The following is a 20,484-nucleotide window of genomic DNA, read 5'->3' as shown; positions in this document are numbered from 1 at the left end:
GGTGAGTGTCACATTCGCCGCCCGTGTCTCGTCAAGGTTGTGACGATGCAACCGAGCCGGATGCGGGATGGCGATGAAGGGCAGCTCACTGGCCAGGGCGCTGGACGAACGCGTCGGCGGAGCGGCGTTCCTGAGGAAGGCCATGCGCAAGGTCTTCCCCGACCACTGGACGTTCTTACTGGGGGAGATCGCCCTGTACGCCTTCGTGGTCGTGCTGGTCACGGGCGTCTTCCTCACGTTCTTCTTCAAGCCGTCGATGGCCGAGGTGGTCTACGACGGCGCGTACGTGCCGCTGCGCGGCGTCACGATGAGCCAGGCGTACGCCTCGACGCTGGAGATCAGCTTCGAGGTGCGCGGCGGGCTGCTGATGCGGCAGATGCACCACTGGGCCACGCTGGTCTTCCTCGCCGCCATCGTCGTCCACCTGCTGCGCAACTTCTTCACCGGCGCCTTCCGCAAGCCCCGCGAGCTGAACTGGCTGATCGGCGTGGCCCTGTTCGTGCTGGTGATGCTCAACGGGCTGTTCGGCTACTCGCTGCCCGACGACCTGCTGTCGGGGGCCGGGCTGCGCATCCTGCACGGGGTGACGCTGTCGGTGCCGCTGGTGGGGACGTACGTGGCGGCGTTCCTGTTCGGCGGGGAGTTCCCCGGCGACGACATCATCGCCCGCCTCTTCAGCATCCACGTCCTGCTCGTGCCGGGGCTGCTGCTCCTGCTCATACCGCTGCACGCCGTGGTGCTGACCTGGCGGCAGACGCACACCCAGTTCAGGGCCAAGGGGCTGAGCGACCGGGTGGTGCGGGGCGCGCCGTTCTTCCCGTCGTTCCTGGCCAAGACGACGGTGTTCTTCCTGTGGGTGTGCGCGGTGGTCGCGGCGCTGGCCACCGTGTTCCAGATCAACCCCGTCTGGCTGTACGGGCCGTACGTGCCGAGCACGGTCAGCGCGGGCTCGCAGCCCGACTGGTACATGGGCTTCCTGGAGGGCGCGCTGCGGATCATGCCGCCGTGGGAGTTCACGCTGTTCGGGCACACGGTGACGATGAGCGTGATCATTCCGGCGCTGGTCGCGCCGGGGTTGCTGTTCACGGGGCTGGCGCTGTACCCGTTCGTGGAACGGTGGATCACCCGCGACCACGCCGTGCACCACCTGCTCGACCGGCCGCGCGACGTGCCCACGCGGGCGGGCGTCGGCGTCGCCGGGATCGTGTTCTACGGGGTGTTGTGGATGGCCGGGGGGAACGACCTGATCGCCACTACGTTCCACATCTCGCTGAACGCGACGACCTGGATCTTCCGCGTCGCGGTGCTGGCCGGGCCGGTGCTCGGCTTCTTCGTCGCCCGGTGGATCTGCCTGGGGCTGCAGGCCCGCGACCGGCACACCGTCGAGCACGGTGTGGAGACCGGGGTGATCGTACGCGGGGTCGAGGGCGGCTTCGCCGAGATCGAGCGGCCGGTGAGCGAGGAGGAGCGGGCGGTGCTCGTACCGCCCGCTCCCGTCGCGGTCGGCGCCGTGGCTCGGCGGGCACTGGGGCGGCGGAGACCTTGACGACCCCGACGCCTCTTCCCTGTCAGCGGTGGGGTTCCTGTCAGCGGTGGTGGCGGGTCAGGCCCAGGTAGGGCAGGCAGAGCAGGGCTATCGCCGCGCAGGTGCCGAGCGCCACGGGGACGCCGACCGGGAGCAGGGCGCCGCCGAGGACGGTGCCCAGGCCGATCCCGGCGTACAGGGCCGAGGAGTTCAGGCCGACCACCACGGCGGTTTCCTGGGGGGCCGCGCGGATGAGCCGTACCTGCTGGGCCGGGGTCTGGAACCAGGTGGTCGCACCCCAGGCGATCATCAGCACGGCGGTCAGCGCGAGCAGGTCCGTGCCGGTGGCCGCCGCCCAGGTGAACGCGGTCAACGTCACCGCGAGCGCGCCGAACCCGACGGCCTGCACCGGGACCGGGCCGTACCGGTCCACCCGCGAGCCCGCCACCAGGTTGCCGATGACGGCGCCCACGCCGTACAGGAAGAGCAGCCAGGCTTCGGCCGAGCCGGTGGCGCCCAGGGCGTGCAGGATCGGGATGGCGAAGGCGTACAGGCCGTAGCTCGCGGTCATGCCCAGCACGGTGAGGGGCAGCAGGGCGAGCACGCCGGGGCGGCCGAGCGCGGCCAGCCGGGCCCGCAGCGGGACCGCGGGGCTGCCGGGCAGGGCGGGCATCGCGGCGAGCGTCCCCACCGCGCACACCGCGCACAACACGGCCACCGATCCGAGCGCGGCACGCCAGTCGAGGAGCTGGTCGGCCAGGTTGCCCAGCGGGACGCCCAACGCGGTGGCGACGGTCAGGCCACCGATCACCACGGCCAGGGCGCGGGCGCGGTGGGCGGGCGCGACCAGCGAGGCGGCGACCGCGCCGGCGTTCGGGGTGAAGGCGGCCGCGCCGAACGCGGCCAGCACGCGCGTGACCATCAGCACGGTGAAGTCGGGCGCCAGCGCCGTCCCCAGATTGGCCAGCGCCAGCACGACCAGAGCACCGACCAGCAGCCCGCGCCTCGGCACCCGGGCCAGGACCGTGGCCAGGATCGGCGACAGGACGGCGTAGGCGATCGCGAAGACCGTCGCCGACTGCCCCGCCGTCGCCGTCGACACGTTCAGGGAACTCGCCATCGCGGGGAGGAAACCGGCCACCACGTAGGCGTCGGTACCGACGGCGAAGGTGCCGAGAGCGAGAACCATAGTCCGCCGGAGACCACGCGACCCACCATTCCGCCCGACTTCACTCGGAGCGCTGTCGCCCGTCGGGGCGGGTTCGCCCTGAGCGGGTTCACCCGGAGCACTTTCACCCGGAGCGGTCCCGCCAGGAGCGGTTTCGCCCGCAGCCGCACCGCCGGGGGCGGCACACCCTCCGGCCCGACATATCGGGATATTCAATGTCCCCTTTCCTTCCACAAAGAGGCCCGGCCCGGGAACCGCCCTGCCAGGGGCGGTCGATCATTCGACGACGGAGGCGATCATGCGTTCGTAGTTGCGGCGGGTGCGCTCCGCGCTCTCCGGGCTCGCCATCAGCTCGGCGATGGTGTGGGCGGCCAGTTCACGTCGCCAGGCCAACTCGGCACGGCGCATCACGGTGGTCACCCCGCAGGGACGGTCGAACTCCGGACCGGCGCCACGCGCCCCCACTCCCCGCCGCCGGATCTCTGCGCACCGGAACGGTTCGACGGCACCTTCCAAGGCGGTGACGACGTCCATCACCGTGATCTCGTCCGGTGACCGGGCCAGCGACCAGCCCCCGTGCACCCCAGGACTGGACCCCAGGATCCCCGCTCGGGCGAGCGGCTGCAGTCGCTTCTTCAGGTACTCCTGCGGAAGGTCGAACCAGGCGGCCAGCCGCCGGATCGACACCGGCCCCCGATCGGCCAGCCACCCCAGGGTCACACAACAGTGCAGCCCCCACTCGACACTCTCACCCATCCGCATAACCGGGATATTACATGTCCCGATTTTGGATACCGCCCCCGGCTCCCGCCCTGCGGCTCGCGCGGCCGAAGCGTACGGCAGAAAGGGTCTGTGCCGAGGTCTTGGCATTGTCCTGGCGGCCCGTTGGCGCTGCGGGCGGGCGCGGCGGGCAGGCGTACGCGGAGGAGGTGCCTGCGATGCCCATCTACGACAGCGACAATGTTCCGGAGAAGGTAGGACGGGACGAGCTGGACAAGGAACTGGCCGACTGGTTGCCCCGTGGGCCGGTTCTCGGAGCGGACGAGCGGATCGCCGATGCCCGGCGTTCGCATCGCGTACTCGCCGAGGGGCCCTGGCCTCCCATCGGGTCGGTGGAGACCCTCCTCGTCCCCGGGCCGCACGGGTCGGTCCCGGTACGGGTGCACACGCCGAGCACAGGTCGCGGGCCGTACGGGGCGCTCGTCTACTTGCACGGCGGCGGATGGACCGTGGGGACGCTGGACGAGTTCGAGATCCCCATGCGCATCTTCGCCGAGCGGGCCGGGATCAAGACGTACGCCGTCGACTACCAGCTCGCTCCGGAGGCCAAGTTCCCCGTCCAACTCGACGAATGCGGGTTCGTCGTCAGTTGGCTCTTCGCGCACGCGGCCGAGCAGAACGTCGATCCGGAACGAATCGCCCTCGGTGGGGACTCCGCCGGAGGCAACATGACCTGCGCTCTCACGCTGAAGTTTCGTGACGAGGGCGGACCGCGGCTGGCCCTCCAGCTTCCGCTCTATCCGGAGACGGCGCTGCCCTTCGACACCGACTCCGGCAGTCAGAACCGTGTCGGCTACTACCTGGAGACCTACGGCGTGCTGCTGTTCGCCTGGAACTACGTTCCCCACCACGAGGACGCCCGCCAGCCACTGATCTCACCGCTCTACGCCTCCTCGCACCGCGGGCTGCCGCCTGCGATCCTGGTCACCAACGGCTTCGATCCGCTACGCGACGTCGGCCATGCCTACGCGCGCAAACTCGCCCACGCCGGAAACGACCTGACCTATGTCCACCACACGCACCTGACCCACGGCTTCATCCAGTTCACCCGCCACTCGAAGCGGTGCCTGGAGGCCACCCACCAGCTCGCCGACCTGCTGAAGGAGAAGATCGGCGGCTGACGGGCAGGAGATGGCGGTCTTCCGCGAGCAGGCTTCGGACTCGTCACCGTCACCGTGTGGCGTTCACCGAGGCCGCCTTGGCAGGGCCGCCCCGGCGCGAACTCACCCTGGCGGTGCCGCACTGACGAGGCTGCCGCGAGGTCGGCCGCATCTGCCCCCCTTCGGCGAGGGTTCATCCGAATAGCGATCTCCCGCGAACCATGGGCGAACGACAGTAGTCCAACCCCCTGGAACGGTCCTGCACATCGCCGGACCCTTCGCTCGGAAAGCGCACCGGGGGGCGGTGCGCGAGGGGACGCACCGGGGGCGGTGCACAAGGGGGACGCATGAACATCGGCATGAGTTCGCGGCGGCCTGCCCGGGCCGGGGCGACGCAAGGAACGGCGAGGGTCCTCGCCACGGCCGTTCTGGTGACGGCCGCGTGCGGCACAGGCCACCTCGCCCCCGGCACCACCGCCGGTATGGGCACCGGCGCCGGGATGGCACGAGCCGCCGCAGTGGAGACCTCTCCGCGCGAGTTACCGGCGGCCCCGCACGAGCCACCGTTCACCACGGCCCAGCCTCAGACCCGACCGCCGCTCACCACAGCGCAGGCCCAGACCCGACCGCCGCTCACCACAGCGCAGGCCCAGACCCGACCGCCGCTCACCGCAGCGCAGGCCCAGACCCGACCGCCGCTCACCGCAGTGAACACGGCCGGTTCGGCCGGGAACGACGAGCAGTTAGTCGGCGCGGCGGGCGCGGTGAGCGTCGTTGGGGGCAAACCGGTTGACTGCCGTCGTGCCAAGTGCGTGGCGCTCACGTTCGACGACGGGCCGGGACCGTACACGGACGCGTTGTTGCGCCATCTGGCCGCCTACCGGGCGAAGGCGACGTTCTTCGTGGTGGGCCGGAACGTGGTGGCCCGCCCCGAGGTCGTGCGCAGGGCGTACCGGGCCGGGCACGAGATCGGCAGCCACACCTGGTCACATCCCGACCTCACGAGGCTGTCACCCGCGCGAGTGCGTTACCAGCTCGCTCGTGCCGACCGGGCCGTCAAGGCGGCCATCGGGGTCACGCCGAAGCTCGTCCGCCCGCCGTACGGGGCGCTCAACGCGTCCGTACGCAGGCAGACCAAGCGGCCCATGGTGCTGTGGAACGTGGACACCCTCGACTGGCGCCACCGCAACAGCGCCAAGGTGGCCCGCAAGACGATCGCGTCGGTACGCCCCGGCAGCATCATCCTGTTCCACGACATCCACCCCTCGACGGTGCGGGCCATACCGCGCGTGCTGAGGACCCTGTCCAAGCGCGGCTACACGTTCGTCACCGTCACCCGCCTCTTCGGCGGCAAGCCTCCGAGGATCGTCCACAGCGGCGGTCTGCTGAGCCTGACCTGATCGGCGGGCGTGATCCGAACCTCTTTCGCGTGCCGGTGAACCCCGGCCGCGCGGTCGCCGTATCCGTCCATGTGAGCGGTGAGTCGCGCTCGGACCCCGACCAGAAAGGGACCGCGGCACCGGCAGCAGGGACACCGCGCGGGCCGAGCGGACCGGCCCGCGCGGGCTGTGCCAACATCCCAGGCCAGCAGGTCAGCTTTAGATCGGTGGGTTCAGATCGGTGCGGATCAGGTTCGGCGCGAGTGGGTCGGCGCAGGTCGGTCAGCGGGTCAGGGGCCAGATGCGGGCCGACTGGTCGCGGCTGGCGCTGAGAGCGACCGGGCGGCCGTCGAGGAGGCCGGTGGCCACCGACCAGACGCAGTCGTCGTGACCCGTGAACGGCGCCCCGAGCAGCTTCCTGGTCCGCAGGTCCCAGACCCGGGCGGTCTTGTCCTCGCTGCCCGTCACCGCCACCGGGACGTCGCCCAGGTTGCTGATCGCCACCGACCACACGGGACCCGCGTGCCCGGTGAGCGGGGCTCCGAAGGGCTTGCGGGTGTTCAGGTTCCACACCCGCGCCGTCATGTCCTCGCCGCCGGTGATCGCCACCGGCACGCCATCCAGGTTTCCGAGTGCCACCGAACGCACCCACCCGGCGTGCCCGGTCATCGGTGCGCCGAGTTGGTCGCCGGAGGCCAGGTCCCAGACCCGTACGGTCTGGTCGTCCCCCGTGGTGACCGCGACGGCCCGGCCGCCGACCTGCCCGGCCGCCACCGCCCACACGGGCCCGTCGTGGCCGGACAGCGGATCTCCGTACGGCTTGCCGGTCCGCAGGTCCCACACCCGGGCCGTACCGTCGGTGGAGGCGGTCACGGCGACGTGCCGGTCACCTATCCGGGTCGTGGCCACCGACTTGACGTCTCCGGTGTGGCCGGTCAGGACGCGGGCCCGGCCGGTACGCAGGTCCCAGACGCGGACGGTGTCGTCGTCGCTCGCCGTGACGGCGATCGGCGTACCGTCGAGCTGGTCGAGGGCGACCGACCTGACCCATTCCGTGTGGCCGGTGAGCGGGGAGCCGATCTGCCGTGAGGTACGCAGGTCCCACAGGCGGGCGGTCTCGTCGTCCGAGCCGGTCAGGGCGATGGGCACACCGTCGAGCGTGCCCATCGCCACTGCGCGTACGTCATTGGTGTGACCCGCCAGCGGCGGCCCGGCCTGCGTACCGGGCGAGGTGCTGGGCGACGTGATGGGCGACGTGGCGGCACCGGAGGAGGCGGGCCCCGGCTCCGTGGCGCGCGGCCACATCGCCACCGCCAGCACCGCGGCCCCGGTGCAGACCGCCACCCCGACCGCCAGCACCGCCCGCCGCGGCACCCGCGCCCGCCGGGGCGGCTCAAGCGTGGACGGCGTCGCGGAGTAGGACGCCTCGGGAGGCGCCACCGCAGCCGTGACCTCCCCCAAGAAGCCAGACGAACCCGACGAACCAGATGAACCCGCCAAGCCCGATGACCCCGCCAAGCCCGGCGAGCCCGGCGAGCCCGGCGAGCCCGGCGACAGGTCCTTACCCCGGACCGCCCCCGCCACGGGCCCGCCCGAAGGCAGCGCCGCAGACGCAGGCACGGGTGGCTGTCCAAAAGCGGGCGGCGCCGAGGCGGGCGGCTGCTCAGAGGCGGGATCAGGCGTGGTGACGGACGCAGGGACCGTGAGCGGCACCGTCGGCGACGGTGCCGCCGTGGGCGGGGAGGCAGGCCGGGAGCTGGGCGGGGAGGTGAGCGGGGACGTGGGCGGGGAGGTGGGGGAAGGCGCGGGCGCGGGGTCCAGAGGCGGCGGGTCCAGGGGCGGCGGATCGAGCGGCGTGGGGTCAAGCGGCGTGGGGTCAAGCGGCGTGGGGTCAAGCGGCGTGGGGTCAAGCGGCGTGGGGTCAAGCGGCGTGGGGTCAAGCGGCGTGGGGTCAAGCGGCGTGGGGTCGAGGGATGGGGTGGTGCCGCCGGTCAGGGTGCGGACCAGGGTGTCGGCCGTGGGCCGGAGCGCCGGGTCCTTGGCGAGGCAGGTCACCACCAGCGGCCGAAGCGAGCCCGGCACCCCCGTCACGTCCGGCTCGTCGTACAGGAGTGACCGCAGCACCGCCGCCACCGAGTCGCCCGCGAACGCCCGCCGCCCCGTCGCGGCGAACACCATGGTCGCGGCCCAACTGAACACGTCCGCCGGCGGGCCCACCGATTCCATGCTGACCTGTTCGGGCGCCATGTACCCGGGTGTGCCGACCGCCCCGGTCTGGGTGACGGTGTGGTCGAGGGCGCGGGAGATGCCGAAGTCGATCACCACCGGCCCCTCCGGCCCGAGGATGACGTTGCCCGGCTTGAGGTCGCGGTGCACGACCCCGGCGCGGTGGATCGCGGCCAGCGCGGTCGCGGTGGCCACCGCGAGCCGCTCCAGACCGCCGCCGGTCCGGGGCCCGTCCTGCCGGACGACGCGTTCCAGGGAGTCGCCGCGTACGTATTCGCTCACGATGTACGGCCGATCGTCGTACATCCCCATGTCCAGCACCCGGGCCGTACAGAAGGGGGCGACCCGGCGCGCCAGCTCGACCTGCCGGAAGAACCTGCGGCGGGCCTCGGGGTCAGACGACATCCTGGCGTGCAGCACCTTGATCGCGACCTGGTCGCCGGACGGGCTGAAGCCCAGGTAGACCGCCCCCTGCCCGCCCTCTCCGAGAGACCCGGCGAGCCGGTATCCAGCGATCCGCCCGAGGTCCTCTTCCGGCCGCGGACGTGACATGCCCACCCCATTCACCAACATCAGCACGCGCCTGCACGGATACTACGATTCGGCGCGGCCCACCGGATTACCCGGGAAAGCGATATTGGTGCTCCTGACCGGTTTCCGGGGGAATGGCCGACGAGAGGTCATCAGCCGTTTCCCGGCTCTTCATCTCCCGAGCACTCCGCCGGTACAGGCGTTCCTGGAACGCGCGGGCTGGACGCGCCCTCCTCCAACGGACGGCGCACGACGGCGACCCACCGCCCCGGAGAGGGCAGCGGGTCGCCGCAGTGCTCAGCCCAGCAGGCCGGCCACCGCCAGCACGGGTTCGGGATGCGCGGCCAGCAGCGCGCCGACCTCCGGATGGCCCGCTCCGCCAGCGGGCCCCGCCGTACGCCACTCCCCCTCGCACCCGAGCAGCCCGGCCACCGCGTCGCAGGCGTCCGGATGCGCCAGCAGCAGCTCGGGCACCGGCCCGGAGGCCACGGGGCCGGACGCCGTCGCGGCGGCGGGCTTCTGGCGCGGGGTCCACGGCGGCACCCAGGCGTCCACCGCCGTCAACGACCCGGGGAACGTACGCCCCGCCTCGCGTACGAGCACGGGCACCAGCTCCCCGCCCCCGTCACGCAGCGTGGTGATCAGCTTGGGCAGCCACGGCAGCAGCACGCTGTCGGGCAGCCGTCCGAACGCCTTGGAGATCACCTCCACCACGAACCCGGACAACGCCGGCACCGGCTCTATAGCCTGCATGAACCCGCTGATGTACTGCGGGAACGACGGGATGACCAGCGGGTTGGCGAGCAGTTCGTCGCAGCGCTCCCGCAGCGTGGCCAGCGGCAGCAGCCCGAGCTGGTGGTGGGCCGCCCACAGCAGCGCGACCTTGGCCGGGGTCTCCGGGTGCGACTGCTGCACCGCCAGTTCGAGCTGGGCCCGGTCGCAGCCGAGCGCCAGCGCCAGGCTCTCCATCGAGAACAGGAACCCCAGCATGGCCCCGACCTGCCGCACGCCGGTGTCGTCGTCGACGAACGCCGTCGGCAGCAACGTGCAGTAGTGGGCGTAACCGGCGGTCACGAACGCCTCGCACCAGGCCGGCAGCTCCGGCTCCGTGGCCCGGTAGTGGGCCAGCAGCCGCCGGATCCGGCGTACCACCTCCGGCGCGTCGTCCACGGTGCGTTCGGCCGCGAGCAGCTCCACCGCCCGCGCGCCCAGCTCGTCGGCGAAGCGGCGGCTGCCCAGGAACAGCACCGCGTCCTCGACGGCCGCCAGCGCGACGGCCGCGGTCGCCTTCTGGTCCCATACCGAGCGCCGCAGCCGCTGCTCCAGCACCTGCTCGATGGTGACGCCTTCGTAGCCCAGCTCGATGATCGAGCGCTGGTGTTTCCCGAACGCCAGGTCCCAGCTCTCCTGGATCGAGCGTTCGCCCAGCCGGCGCTCCCCCATGATGGGCCGCACCGCGTCGGACGGCAGCAGGTAGCGCAGCATCCACAGCAGGTCGGAGCAGGGCACCAGCTCGGGCTCGGCGTTGAGATTGAGCAGGGCCCGCTGGATCGTCCGCTTGTCCAGGTCGAGCCCGAGCGGCGCGAGCCGGTCGTAGACGTCTCTGGCCAGCGGCGGCATCGCGTCGTAGCCGACCTCGCCGACCCGGTCGCCGCCGAGCAGGATCTCGCACAGCCGCCGCACGTCGCGCCTGCCCGGCACGACGTCCTTCTCGATGCAGGTGACGGCGGCGTCCTGGAAGTCGTACGGGGTGGGCCTGGCGCGGTTGCGCATGCCCGCGAGCAGGATCGAGGTCTCGTAGACCGCGATCGCGTCGGCGGTGCTGGCGAGGTAGCCGTTGCGACGGGCCAGCCGGACGATGTCGACCGACCAGTCGAGCAGCTCGGCCTCGTCGAGCGAGTCGAGGGCGGGCGGGCTGGACAGGTAGCCGGTCAGCTTGTCGGCCACCTCGCCCTGCGGCACGGGCGCGGGCAGCTTGGCGGTGCGCTTGCGCGCGCCCTTCTGCCCGGCGAGCTGGAACGGGGTCAACTTGCCGCGCGTGAGCGCCTTCGCCCAGGTGGCCGCCGCGATCGACACCGAGCCCGAGGCCAGCCCGAACTGCGCCTCGATGGCCGAGTGGCTGGAGGGGATGAGGCCGTACAGCCATTTGGTGCCGGTGCGTGGGCTGATCTCGTAGGTGGCCGTGGACGCCAGGCCGAACTGCTCGACGTGGCTGGCGGCGTGGAAGGCCCCGCACACGTAGAGGCAGTCGGCGGGGTCGGCGCCGGAGGCGGCCAGGTGCTCGCGCATCCTGGTCCACATGTAGCGCTCGCGTTCCTCGTCGACGGCCAGCCGGCCGCCGCCCGGCCCCAGCCGCCGGAACAGGCTGCCGATCAGCACCATGACCTGGCGGTAGGTGTCGTAGTCCGCGTCTGACAGGGGCTGCTCGACGTACTGGTCCCACCACTCCGACCAGTGGCGCACCTTGCCGTGGTGCAGCAGGTGCTCCTCCAGCTCGGCGAAGCGGGGACGCAGGTCGCCGATCTCGACGCCGACGGCGTCGCCGTGCAGGCCCGCCTCCTCCTTCTCCCCCGCCGCCTGGGGCTCCTGCTCCTCCTTCGGGGCCCACTGGAAGACGTGGTCGGTCGAGCGGTCGACCAGCACCAGCTCGACGCCCGGGGTGTCGAGCGCGTAGGAGATGGCCTGGTATTCGGCCGACGCCTCGGTGATGGGCGCGACCACGCTGAGCGGCGCCAGCGACTTGGGGAAGCCGTCGAGGTCGGTGGCGAACGCCTGCACGGCCACCGGCAGACGGCAGTTGCGCAGCTCGGTCAGCAGCGGCCGCAGGTCTTCGCACAGCTCCAGATAGATGACCTTCGGCTGCTTCTCGCGCAGCCTGCGCACCATCGCCAGCGCCGAGGCCGGCGAGTGGTGGCAGACCGGGAAGATCTCCAGCTCCTCGCGCAGCGCCCGGTCGACGTCGTCGACCAGGCCCGACAGGATGCCGGAGACGGCGACGGGGCCGTCGGCGAACTGCTCGGCCGCGCCGAGGAGCTGCTCGCGGAGCGAGCCGAAGGGGCTCGTCTGATCGATCATGAGAGCGTGGCGATGGCCTCGCGGCCGCCCTTGAGGAACTCCGGCCACTCCCCGCCGTCCTTCTTGCTGCGGGGCTCGACGACGCCGTGCCAGTACTTGTTGAGTATCGCCAGGTCTTCTGGGCTGCGCCGGGCCAGCGAGCCGACCAGCGAACCGGCGAGCGTCTGCGCGCGCAGCACGCGGTCGCCGAAGAAGTGGCTGTGCAGGATGGCGTCTTCGAGCACGCCGATCTGCTCGGCCGTGGACAGCGCCGACTCCAGCTTGTCGTCGTCGCTGGTGGCCGAGGCCGCCGCCGAGCGCAGGTCGGCGAAGCTCTGCAGCAGGATGTCGAGCAGCGTGGGCGGCAGGTCCAGCTCGATCCTGTGCCTGCGCAGCAGCTCCTCGGTACGGAAGCGGACGATCTCCGCCTCGCTCTTCTTGTTCGTCACCACCGGGATGCGGACGAAGTTGAAGCGCCGCTTGAGCGCCGACGACAGGTCGTTGACGCCCCGGTCGCGGCTGTTGGCGGTGGCGATGATGGAGAAGCCGGGCTGGGCGAAGACGATGTTGTCGTCGTCGAGCTCGGGGATGGAGACGTACTTCTCCGACAGGATGGAGATGAGCGCGTCCTGCACGTCGCTGGTCGAGCGGGTCAGCTCCTCGAAGCGGCCGATCACGCCCCGCTCCATCGCCGTCATGATCGGCGAGGGGATCATCGACTGGCGCGACTGGCCCTTGGCGATGACCATGGAGACGTTCCAGGAGTATTTGATGTGGTCTTCTGTGGTGCCGGCGGTGCCCTGCACCACGAGCGTGGAGTTGCGGCAGATCGCCGCGGCCAGCAGCTCGGCCAGCCAGCTCTTGCCGGTGCCGGGGTCACCGATCAGCAGCAGGCCCCGGTCGGAGGCCAGGGTCACGATGCTGCGCTCGACGAAGCTGCGGTCGCCGAACCACTTCTGCGAGATCTCCCTGTCGATCCCGTCGGAACGCTCGGAGCCGAGGATGAACACGCGGATCATGCGCGGGCTCAGGCGCCACGAGAACGGCTTGGGGCTGTCGTCGATGGACTCGAGGTAGTCGAGCTCCTCGGCGAATTTGGCCTCTGCGGGTGCGCGCAGCATGTCGTCACTCATTGTCGCGTTCTCCTAGGTGAGGAAGTTCTTGAGCTCGAAGACGAGCTTGCGGATGTGGCCCGAGATCACGGGTGTGCCCAGGGCCTTCAGCTTCTGGCGGTACCACGGGTCGACGCTCTGGTGGCCGGAGCTGTTGACGGAGCCGACGGGGATGTACTTGACCCCCGAGCGGTGGATCGCCTCAAAGTCGTTGATCAGCGAACGGTTGTCGTAGAAGTCGGAGATCCACACCATCACCGTGTTGCGCGGATCGGCGATCTTCGGCCGGGCCAGCGCCATCGCGGCCGTGCCGTCGGTGCCGCCGCCGAGCGTGGTGCGCAGGAGCACCTCGAACGGGTCGTGCACCCACGGGGTCAGGTCGAGCGCCCTGGTGTCGTAGGCGATCAGGTGCACGTCGACCTTCGGCAGGCCCGCGAAGATGGAGGCCAGGATCGTGCAGTTGACCATGGCGTCCACCATCGAGCCCGACTGGTCGACCACCACGATCAGGCGGGCCGGGGTGGTGCGGCGGGCGGTCTGCTTGTAGTAGAGCCGGTCGACGTAGAGCCGCTGGTCTTCGGGGCTCCAGTTGGTGAGGTTTTTCCAGATCGTGCGCTCGATGTCGAGGTTGCGGAAGACCCGCTTCGGCGGCACCGACCGGTCGATGACGCCCACGCTGGTCTTCTCCACCTGCGTACGCAGCACCTCGGCGACCTCGTCGACGAACTTGCGGATCAGCGCCTTGGCGTTGGCCAGCGCGACACCCGACAGGTTGGACTTGTCGTGCAGGAGCTGCTCGATGAGCGACATGCTGGGCGTGAGCTGCCTGGCCAGGGCCGGGTCGGCGAGCACCTCGCGCAGGTGCATGCGCTTGACCAGGTCGCCCTCCAGGCCCGCGAGGACCTTGGCCAGCTCTTCGTCGCCGACGCGGTGACGCAGCCCGCCGGGCTCGCAGCCCATGCCGCGCTCGAACCAGGCGGCGTCGGACTTCCAGCTTTCGAGCTGGGTCGCGGTGACGTCGCCCGAGCCGGTGGCGAACACGTTGAGCAGCAGCTTGGAGACCAGGGCGGCGCGGCGTACCTCGTCGCCGGACTCGTGCTCGTCCTCCGTCATCAGGCCCTGGAACTCCGCGGCCAGCTCGGGGAAGCGCTGCACCAGGTTGTCGACGGACACGCCGGGGTCGAGCAGCGCGAGCGGCAGGCCGAGGTCGCCGACGATGCCGAGACTGGCGGTCTCGAGTGCGGGCTGCTCGTCGGGGCCGAACAGCCGGGACAGCAGGCGCCAGTAGAGCACCTGACGCCGCGTCTGGTCGGCCGTCTGCAAGGGCTGGTCGGCGGTCGGCACGGCTTCCGCGGCCTCCGCGGCTTTCGTGGCTTCGGTCATGTCGGTCATTTCCGCAGCAGCCGTCCCGCCCGTTCGCGCAGTACGGCCACCACGTCCCCGGCCTTGGCCTCGGCCTTGACCACCTTGGGGTCGGTGGGCCCCAGCGCCCAGTCACCGGTGTGCACGCCGACCGGATTCTTCTTCACCGTCGCCTGGACGGCGAGCGGCTGGAGGGACCACTGGCCGCCGTCCCAGCGCACGAGCCCGACGCAGGCCGTGGAGGACTTGACCAGCTGGCGGGTGAGCGGGCCGCAGGACGGCAGCCGGTCGAGGTCGAGCCTGAGCGTGTTGCCGCCCAGATCGATCGCCTGGCCGTCGGTCTTGTAGCCCTCGACGAAAACGGGCTCGGCGATGCGTACGGGATGGCGGTCGAGCGGTGTCACCGGCGCCGCCGTCGCGCCCCCGAGCTGGACCCTGGCCACGGCGAACGGGTCGGCCTCGTCGCCGGGACGCGCCCGGTCGTCGTGCCACACCAGGTCGCCGCCGGGCAGCAGCGGCATGTCGGTCAGCTCCAGGCTGCGGTGCCCGGCCAGCGCGGCCAGCAGCGCCGGATGGCCGCCGAACAACCGCCACACGGTGGGGCCGACGATGGTGTCGACCTTGGCGGCGGCCACGCTCGTGCGTACTAGCCTGGCGGGCCCGCCCGCCTGCTCCAGGATGCCGTGGACCTGGACGCGTACGACGGTGGCGTGCTCGTGCACGTCGGCGCCCAGGACGAGCAGCCGCCCCGACACCTGCTCGCCCTCGCTCCGCCAGGGCCCGCGCTGGGACAGCAGCAGGGCGCGCGTCCAGAGGTCGGCCCACCTGCGGGCCGGAACGCGTTCCATCGTGGCGACCGGGCACGAGGCGCGCAGCTCCGTCGCCAGCCCGTCGAGCAGCACCGCCGCCCCGCGCAGCTCGGGCACGGCCAGTAACGCCTCGATCGTCTGGTCGGCGGAGGAGACCAGGTCGTGGTCCACGCCGCGCCAGCCGGCGATGGCCAGCTCGCGCAGCCAGCCCCGGCATCCGGCCAGCAGGTTGCCGGCCACCTCCACCTCGTCGTCCACCGGCTCCCACGCGGCGCGCGTGCGGCCCAGCGCCGCGTCGAGACGGCCGAGCAGGGCGTCGTGCACCGCGCCGGTCAGCGCACCCCGGCCTCCGGCCAGCGCCGCCAGGTGCTCGTCGTCGATCGAACCGGCCGACACCTTCTCCACGGCCTCGCTCACCCGCTCGCCGATCGGGCTGCCCGTCAGCGCGCCGGCGAAGGCGGCGAGGGCCTCGCCCTGCTCCTCGGTGATGCGGGCGAAACCGTGGGTGAGCGCATGGTCGAACCCCGCCACCAGGTCGAGCGCCGCATCGAGCCCCGCGGGGCCGTCGGCGAGCAACTCGCCGAGCTGTACGTCGAGCATCAGCACACCACCTTGTCGTCGAGCCCGCCCGCAGGCTGGCCTCCAGGCCGATCGGGCATCAGCGCACCGCCTCCGTCGCCGGGAACCAGTGCAGCTCGGTCAGCGGCTCGGTGCTGTCGGGCACCTCCAGGTAGGCCAGGTGCCGCAGGAACCGGCTGAACACGACCGCCGCCGGTGTGCGCTCGACGTGGCCCTTGACGTGGCTCATCAGGGACTCGCCCGGGGGCACCTCGACCCGCAGGTAGCGGGCGACCCGGTCGAGCCCGTACTGGACGACGGCCTCGTCGGCGAGCTGGCGGATGTGCTTGCACGCGTAGCCGTGCAGCGCGCCGCACGGCCTGTTGTTGTTGGTGCTGCAGCTCAGCGTGTGAGTGCCGGCGGTGATCGAGGAGACGTAAACCCGCTCGATGTCGGATCCGCTCGACACGACGCCCTGGAGCCGGCCGTCGGCCAGCTCGACAAACGGCACTTTGGCCAGTTTGCGCGGCTCGACGGGCGGCACCACCCGAACCACGCTGCGCTGCTCCCACGCGGTGTTGTCCGCGTCCACGACCTCAGAACCTCCCGCCCCGGCCGGCTCGCGGGCATGGGCGGGGGTGCCCACGCCTCGCGGCCGGTTGATCAATTGATCCGGGAACTTACCGGAGGGGACCGACAGATCTTCCTCAAACGATCAAACCGCCCGCCCGCCCGCAGGCAGGCACGGCAGGGCCCTCACGCAACGCATACGGGGGCGACGGTCAGGTCTCGGCCGGGACGTGGGCCTTGATCGCCACGCTCGTCAGCGCGAGCAGCAGCTCCAGGTCCGGCTCGGCGTCCACCTGGACGGCCACCCACGCGCGGTCCGCGCACGCGTGCACCTGGTCGCAGTCGCGCAGGTACGGCCCGAGCCGGTCGATCGCGGGAGCGGTCAGGCGCACCTGCACCTCGGCGGCGCCGGTCAACCTGAGGATCTCGGTCCCGCGTACGGCGACGACCGTGCCTCGCCGGGTGTCGCTCACCACCAACGCGGGCCACGACCGTAATTCGGCCACCGCACGGGCCACGTAGGGCCCCCGCCGTTCAGCCGTCCGCCGCCGGACGGTAATCCCTGCCACACCTCCATGCTGCGCCACGTACGTCCTCCGCGTCTGCGTCCGTTCCGCAACCGTTATCCGCCGGACCCGATCGGCCCGGCGGCGACCGCCTGACCGGGGCGAACCGCCTGCCCACGGGGTACGGGCGAGGCGCGCGGAGAGCGCGTCCCCCGGCCCTCGGATTGACCGCGCGGGTTCACGATCTGAGAGCAACGTATTGACGAGTTCCGCTGGTTGGAGCTACGGTCGTTGCATAATTAAAAGGAAACTTTACTAATAGTTTCCTGCGCATCCCAACATCCCACCCCCTGTACACCCCCCAACCGGATGTCGGAGCATCATGAGAAACACCATCCTGAGCAAGGTCCTCGCCGGGCTGGCGGCCTTAGTGCTGCCGCTCACCGCCGTCGTCACCGCCCCGCCGGTGGCCCTCGCCGCGTCCGCCTCGCAGGCAGTCTTCGCCGACTGGGCGCCGTGGACGGCCTACACGGCGGGCACGCGCGTCACCTACAACGGCGTCGAGTACGAATGCCTCCAGAGCCACACCTCCCAGCCCGGCTGGGAGCCCCCGAACGTCGCGGCGCTGTGGAAGGTCGCGAGCGGCGGCGGAGGCGACACCACCGCACCCAGCGTGCCCGGTAACCTCCGCTCGACCGGCGTCACCAACAACAGCGTCGCCCTCGCCTGGGACACCTCCACCGACAACGTCGCCGTCACCGGCTACGAGATCTACCGCGGCGGAACCCTCGTCACCACCGTCACCGGCACCACCCACACCGACACCGGCCTGAGCGCCAACACCGCCTACACCTACACCGTCCGCGCCCGCGACGCCGCCGCGAACCGCTCCGCCAACAGCAACAGCGTCACCGCCACCACCACAGGCGGCGGAGGAGGCGACACCACCGCGCCCACCGTGCCGGGCAACCTCCGCTCGACCGGCGTCACCAACAACAGCGTCGCCCTCGCCTGGAACGCCTCCACCGACAACGTCGCCGTCACCGGCTACGAGATCTACCGCGGCGGAACCCTCGTCACCACCGTCACCGGCACCACCCACACCGACACCGGCCTGAGCGCCAACACCGCCTACACCTACACCGTCCGCGCCCGCGACGCCGCCGCGAACCGCTCCGCCAACAGCAACAGCGTCACCGCCACCACCACAGGCGGCGGCGGAGGCGGCGGGAACAAGGTCATGGGCTACTTCGTCCAGTGGGGCGTCTACCAGCGCGCCTACCACGTCAAGAACATCGACACCAGCGGCTCCGCGGCCAAGCTGACCCACATCAACTACGCCTTCGGCAACGTCCAGAACGGGCAGTGCACGATCGGCGACAGCTACGCCGATTACGACCGCTTCTACCAGGCCGGCGAGAGCGTGGACGGCGTCGCCGACACGTGGGACGCCGGCGCCCTGCGCGGCAACTTCAACCAGCTCCGCAAGCTCAAGCAGAAGTACCCGAACCTGAAGGTGCTGTTCTCCTTCGGCGGCTGGACCTGGTCCGGCGGCTTCACCCAGGCCGCGCAGAACCCGACCGCGTTCGCCGAGTCCTGCTACCGGCTGGTCGAGGACCCGCGCTGGGCGGACGTGTTCGACGGTATCGACATCGACTGGGAGTACCCGAACGCCTGCGGCCTGACCTGCGACACCAGCGGCCCGGCGGCGTACAGGAACCTGATGTCGGCGCTGCGCGCCCGCTTCGGCCCGAACTACCTGGTCACCTCGGCCATCACCGCCGACGGCACCGACGGCGGCAAGATCGACGCGGCCGACTACGCCGGCGCGGCGCAGTACGTCGACTGGTACAACGTCATGACCTACGACTTCTTCGGCGCCTGGGCGGCGCAGGGTCCCACGGCCCCGCACTCGCCGCTCAACTCCTACGTCCCCATCCCGATCGCCGGCTTCCACTCCGACCAGGCGATCCAGAAGCTCAAGGGCAAGGGCATCCCGGCGAGCAAGCTGCTGCTCGGCATCGGCTTCTACGGCCGCGGCTGGACCGGGGTCACCCAGGCCGCGCCGGGCGGCACGGCCACGGGTCCGGCGCCGGGGACGTTCGAGCAAGGCATCGAGGACTACAAGGTGCTCAAGACGCGCTGCCCGTCCAACGGGACCGTCGGGGGCACGGCGTACGCGCACTGCGGCAACCAGTGGTGGAGCTATGACACGCCGGCCACCATCGGCGGCAAGATGAGCTACTCGAAGAACCAGGGCCTCGGCGGCGCGTTCTTCTGGGAGCTGAGTGGCGACACGACCAACGCCGAGCTGCTCACGGCCATGAGGAACGGCCTGGGCTGATCACGGAGAGCCGGCCCTCCACCGGGGGAGGGCCGGCTCTTCCCCTTCCCTCCAGAAGAGGTCCTGCGGGTCAGGGGCCGGTGCGGGGCTGGTGGCCGAAGCGGACCGGCTTCGGGCCGCGCAGCCGTACACCCGGGTCGGGCATCGCCTGTGCGCGTCCCGCCCGCTCCTCGGCGGCCTCGACGACCGGCTCGGCCTCGCCCGCCGCCACGATCCGCCGCACCAGCCGCTCCCGCAGGCCCGCGGCCACCTCCGCGTGGGACGCGTACCCGGCCAGGTTCACCAGCTCGTACGGGTCGTTGTCCAGGTCGTACAGGGCCTGCTCGCGGTAGCGGCCGGCGGACGGGTCGTCCCAGGGGTGGGCGTCCTCGGCGACCGCGTAGTACTTCCACCGCGACGTACGGATCCCCCGCCCCACCTCCGACTCGCTCACCTGGAAGAACACCTCCTCCGGCCACTCCGCCCGGGAGTCGCGCACCAGCGGCAGGAACGAGCGCCCCTGCATCTCCTCCGGCACCGGCAGCCCCGCGGCGTCCAGCAGCGTCGGCGGCAGGTCGAGCGTGCTGACCGGCCGCGAGATCGCGCCGCCGCCGTTGAAGCCGGGACCGCGCAGCGCCAGCGGCACCCGCAGGGAGGCGTCGTGGCAGGACCGCTTGTACTCGCCGTTGCGGGTCTTGAAGTGGTTGCCGTGGTCGGAGGTGTAGGCCACGATCGTGTCGTCGAGCAGGTCCATGCTGCGCAGCGCGTCCAGCAGCCGGCCGAGGCCCTCGTCCAGGCGCTTGACCTGGCCCAGGTAGCCGCCCATGTGCTGGTGGGCGGTGCCGCCGAGCGCGGCCAGGTCCGGCGGCATCCAGCGGCCCTCGTAGCGCTCCTCGTAGCCGTCGGGCGCCGGGTAGTTGTCCACCTCGTTCTGGTGGTGCGGCTCCAGGAACGACAGGAACAGGTAGAACGGCTCGCCGGCGTGGTCGGCGACGAAGCGCACGGCGGCGTCCACGAGCGCGTCGGAACGGTAGCCGGGCAGGTGGACGGGCTCGTTCGCCTCGTCGTACACGATCGTGCGGTAGGCGTCGGAGGTGTGCTCCAGCACGTTGGCGGCCAGCCACGACCGGTAGCCGCCGCGCTGCTCCTCGGGCACGGGCTCGCTGCCGGCCAGGTGCCACTTGCCGATGTAGCCGGTGGCGTAGCCGGCCGCGCCGAAGTGGTGCGCCAGCGTACGCTCCTCGGGCGGCAGCACGCGACCGTTGCGGTAGACGCCGGTCGTGGTCGCGTAGCGGCCCGTCTGCAGGGCCGCGCGGGCGGGCGCGCACACCGGCTGCGGGGTGAGCGCGACCGTGGCCTGCGTGCCGTTCCTGGCCATTCTGTCGAGGTTGGGGGTGAAGGGGCCGACGGTGTCCCACCGCTGCTGGTCGGTGAAGACGACGATCACGTTCGGGCGCAACAGGAAGTCTCCGATCTGTCTG

General features: G+C 71.4%; 14 protein-coding genes. 4 read left to right on the top strand and 10 right to left on the bottom strand.

The genetic code is table 11. The features are described 5' to 3' along the window. Positions 1–73: 73 nt before the first annotated feature. Positions 74–1,546, top strand: a complete 1,473-nt coding sequence (gene qcrB, locus ABD844_RS22075) for a cytochrome bc1 complex cytochrome b subunit (protein WP_344880884.1) — start codon at positions 74–76, stop codon at positions 1,544–1,546. Between the two features lie 40 nt (positions 1,547–1,586). Here the strand turns inward: qcrB and ABD844_RS22070 are convergent, their stop codons facing one another. Further along, a complete protein-coding gene (locus ABD844_RS22070; RefSeq protein WP_344880881.1) occupies positions 1,587–2,714 on the bottom strand; it encodes an MFS transporter in 1,128 nt (375 codons plus the stop codon). 255 nt (positions 2,715–2,969) lie between these two features. Then, positions 2,970–3,449, bottom strand: coding sequence for an RrF2 family transcriptional regulator (locus ABD844_RS22065; protein ID WP_344880878.1), 480 nt, complete (start codon positions 3,447–3,449; stop codon positions 2,970–2,972). A gap of 182 nt (positions 3,450–3,631) precedes the next feature. On the opposite strand from ABD844_RS22065, the gene ABD844_RS22060 reads away from it, so the two are divergent. Beyond that, complete coding sequence (locus ABD844_RS22060) at positions 3,632–4,594, top strand: alpha/beta hydrolase (RefSeq protein WP_344880875.1); 963 nt, start codon at positions 3,632–3,634, stop codon at positions 4,592–4,594. Positions 4,595–4,920: 326 nt separating this feature from the next. Continuing rightward, positions 4,921–5,973, top strand: coding sequence for a polysaccharide deacetylase family protein (locus tag ABD844_RS22055; RefSeq protein ID WP_344880872.1), 1,053 nt, complete (start codon positions 4,921–4,923; stop codon positions 5,971–5,973). A gap of 261 nt (positions 5,974–6,234) precedes the next feature. On the opposite strand, the gene ABD844_RS22050 is transcribed toward ABD844_RS22055, so the two are convergent. The 7 genes from ABD844_RS22050 to ABD844_RS22020 form a co-directional block, all read right to left on the bottom strand. Next, the gene (locus ABD844_RS22050) at positions 6,235–8,730 is read right to left on the bottom strand and encodes a serine/threonine-protein kinase (protein WP_344880868.1); all 2,496 of its coding nucleotides are present in this window, start codon (positions 8,728–8,730) and stop codon (positions 6,235–6,237) included. Between the two features lie 276 nt (positions 8,731–9,006). After that, positions 9,007–11,784 (bottom strand): DUF5682 family protein, encoded by a 2,778-nt coding sequence (locus ABD844_RS22045; protein ID WP_344880865.1) that lies wholly within the window; start codon positions 11,782–11,784, stop codon positions 9,007–9,009. Beyond that, a complete protein-coding gene (locus ABD844_RS22040) occupies positions 11,781–12,896 on the bottom strand; it encodes an ATP-binding protein (RefSeq protein ID WP_344880862.1) in 1,116 nt (371 codons plus the stop codon). The genes ABD844_RS22045 and ABD844_RS22040 overlap by 4 nt, the downstream gene beginning before the upstream one ends. Before the next feature lie 12 nt (positions 12,897–12,908). Continuing rightward, on the bottom strand, positions 12,909–14,258 hold the full coding sequence (locus ABD844_RS22035) for a VWA domain-containing protein (RefSeq protein ID WP_344880859.1): 1,350 nt from the start codon (positions 14,256–14,258) through the stop codon (positions 12,909–12,911). A gap of 5 nt (positions 14,259–14,263) precedes the next feature. Then, positions 14,264–15,646 carry a hypothetical protein gene (locus ABD844_RS22030; protein WP_344880856.1) on the bottom strand — a complete coding sequence of 461 codons (1,383 nt, stop codon included), beginning with the start codon at positions 15,644–15,646 and terminating at the stop codon, positions 14,264–14,266. A 58-nt stretch (positions 15,647–15,704) separates the two neighbouring features. Beyond that, positions 15,705–16,196 carry a hypothetical protein gene (locus tag ABD844_RS22025; RefSeq protein ID WP_344880853.1) on the bottom strand — a complete coding sequence of 164 codons (492 nt, stop codon included), beginning with the start codon at positions 16,194–16,196 and terminating at the stop codon, positions 15,705–15,707. 190 nt (positions 16,197–16,386) lie between these two features. Then, positions 16,387–16,743: a luciferase domain-containing protein gene (locus ABD844_RS22020; RefSeq protein ID WP_344880850.1), complete on the bottom strand. Its 357-nt coding sequence runs from the start codon at positions 16,741–16,743 to the stop codon at positions 16,387–16,389. 319 nt (positions 16,744–17,062) lie between these two features. Between ABD844_RS22020 and ABD844_RS22015 the strand changes: the two genes are divergently transcribed. Next, complete coding sequence (locus ABD844_RS22015) at positions 17,063–19,024, top strand: glycosyl hydrolase family 18 protein (protein ID WP_344880847.1); 1,962 nt, start codon at positions 17,063–17,065, stop codon at positions 19,022–19,024. Between the two features lie 70 nt (positions 19,025–19,094). Here the strand turns inward: ABD844_RS22015 and ABD844_RS22010 are convergent, their stop codons facing one another. Beyond that, the gene (locus tag ABD844_RS22010; RefSeq protein WP_344880844.1) at positions 19,095–20,462 is read right to left on the bottom strand and encodes a sulfatase family protein; all 1,368 of its coding nucleotides are present in this window, start codon (positions 20,460–20,462) and stop codon (positions 19,095–19,097) included. Positions 20,463–20,484: the final 22 nt, after the last annotated feature.

The organism is Nonomuraea antimicrobica, assembly GCF_039536965.1.
In the GTDB taxonomy this organism is placed as follows: domain Bacteria; phylum Actinomycetota; class Actinomycetes; order Streptosporangiales; family Streptosporangiaceae; genus Nonomuraea; species Nonomuraea antimicrobica.
The sequence above is the reverse complement of the archived record's forward strand: the minus strand, read 5'-3'. Positions and strand labels throughout refer to the sequence as shown.

What these genes read in the sequence shown, in the direction of transcription:
- qcrB (WP_344880884.1), top strand. Translation starts at nt 74, where the DNA reads ATGAAGGGCAGCTCACTGGCCAGGGCGCTGGACGAACGCGTCGGCGGA.
- ABD844_RS22070 (WP_344880881.1), bottom strand. Translation starts at nt 2,714, where the DNA reads ATGGTTCTCGCTCTCGGCACCTTCGCCGTCGGTACCGACGCCTACGTG.
- ABD844_RS22065 (WP_344880878.1), bottom strand. Translation starts at nt 3,449, where the DNA reads ATGGGTGAGAGTGTCGAGTGGGGGCTGCACTGTTGTGTGACCCTGGGG.
- ABD844_RS22060 (WP_344880875.1), top strand. Translation starts at nt 3,632, where the DNA reads ATGCCCATCTACGACAGCGACAATGTTCCGGAGAAGGTAGGACGGGAC.
- ABD844_RS22055 (WP_344880872.1), top strand. Translation starts at nt 4,921, where the DNA reads ATGAACATCGGCATGAGTTCGCGGCGGCCTGCCCGGGCCGGGGCGACG.
- ABD844_RS22050 (WP_344880868.1), bottom strand. Translation starts at nt 8,730, where the DNA reads ATGTCACGTCCGCGGCCGGAAGAGGACCTCGGGCGGATCGCTGGATAC.
- ABD844_RS22045 (WP_344880865.1), bottom strand. Translation starts at nt 11,784, where the DNA reads ATGATCGATCAGACGAGCCCCTTCGGCTCGCTCCGCGAGCAGCTCCTC.
- ABD844_RS22040 (WP_344880862.1), bottom strand. Translation starts at nt 12,896, where the DNA reads ATGAGTGACGACATGCTGCGCGCACCCGCAGAGGCCAAATTCGCCGAG.
- ABD844_RS22035 (WP_344880859.1), bottom strand. Translation starts at nt 14,258, where the DNA reads ATGACCGAAGCCACGAAAGCCGCGGAGGCCGCGGAAGCCGTGCCGACC.
- ABD844_RS22030 (WP_344880856.1), bottom strand. Translation starts at nt 15,646, where the DNA reads ATGCTCGACGTACAGCTCGGCGAGTTGCTCGCCGACGGCCCCGCGGGG.
- ABD844_RS22015 (WP_344880847.1), top strand. Translation starts at nt 17,063, where the DNA reads ATGAGAAACACCATCCTGAGCAAGGTCCTCGCCGGGCTGGCGGCCTTA.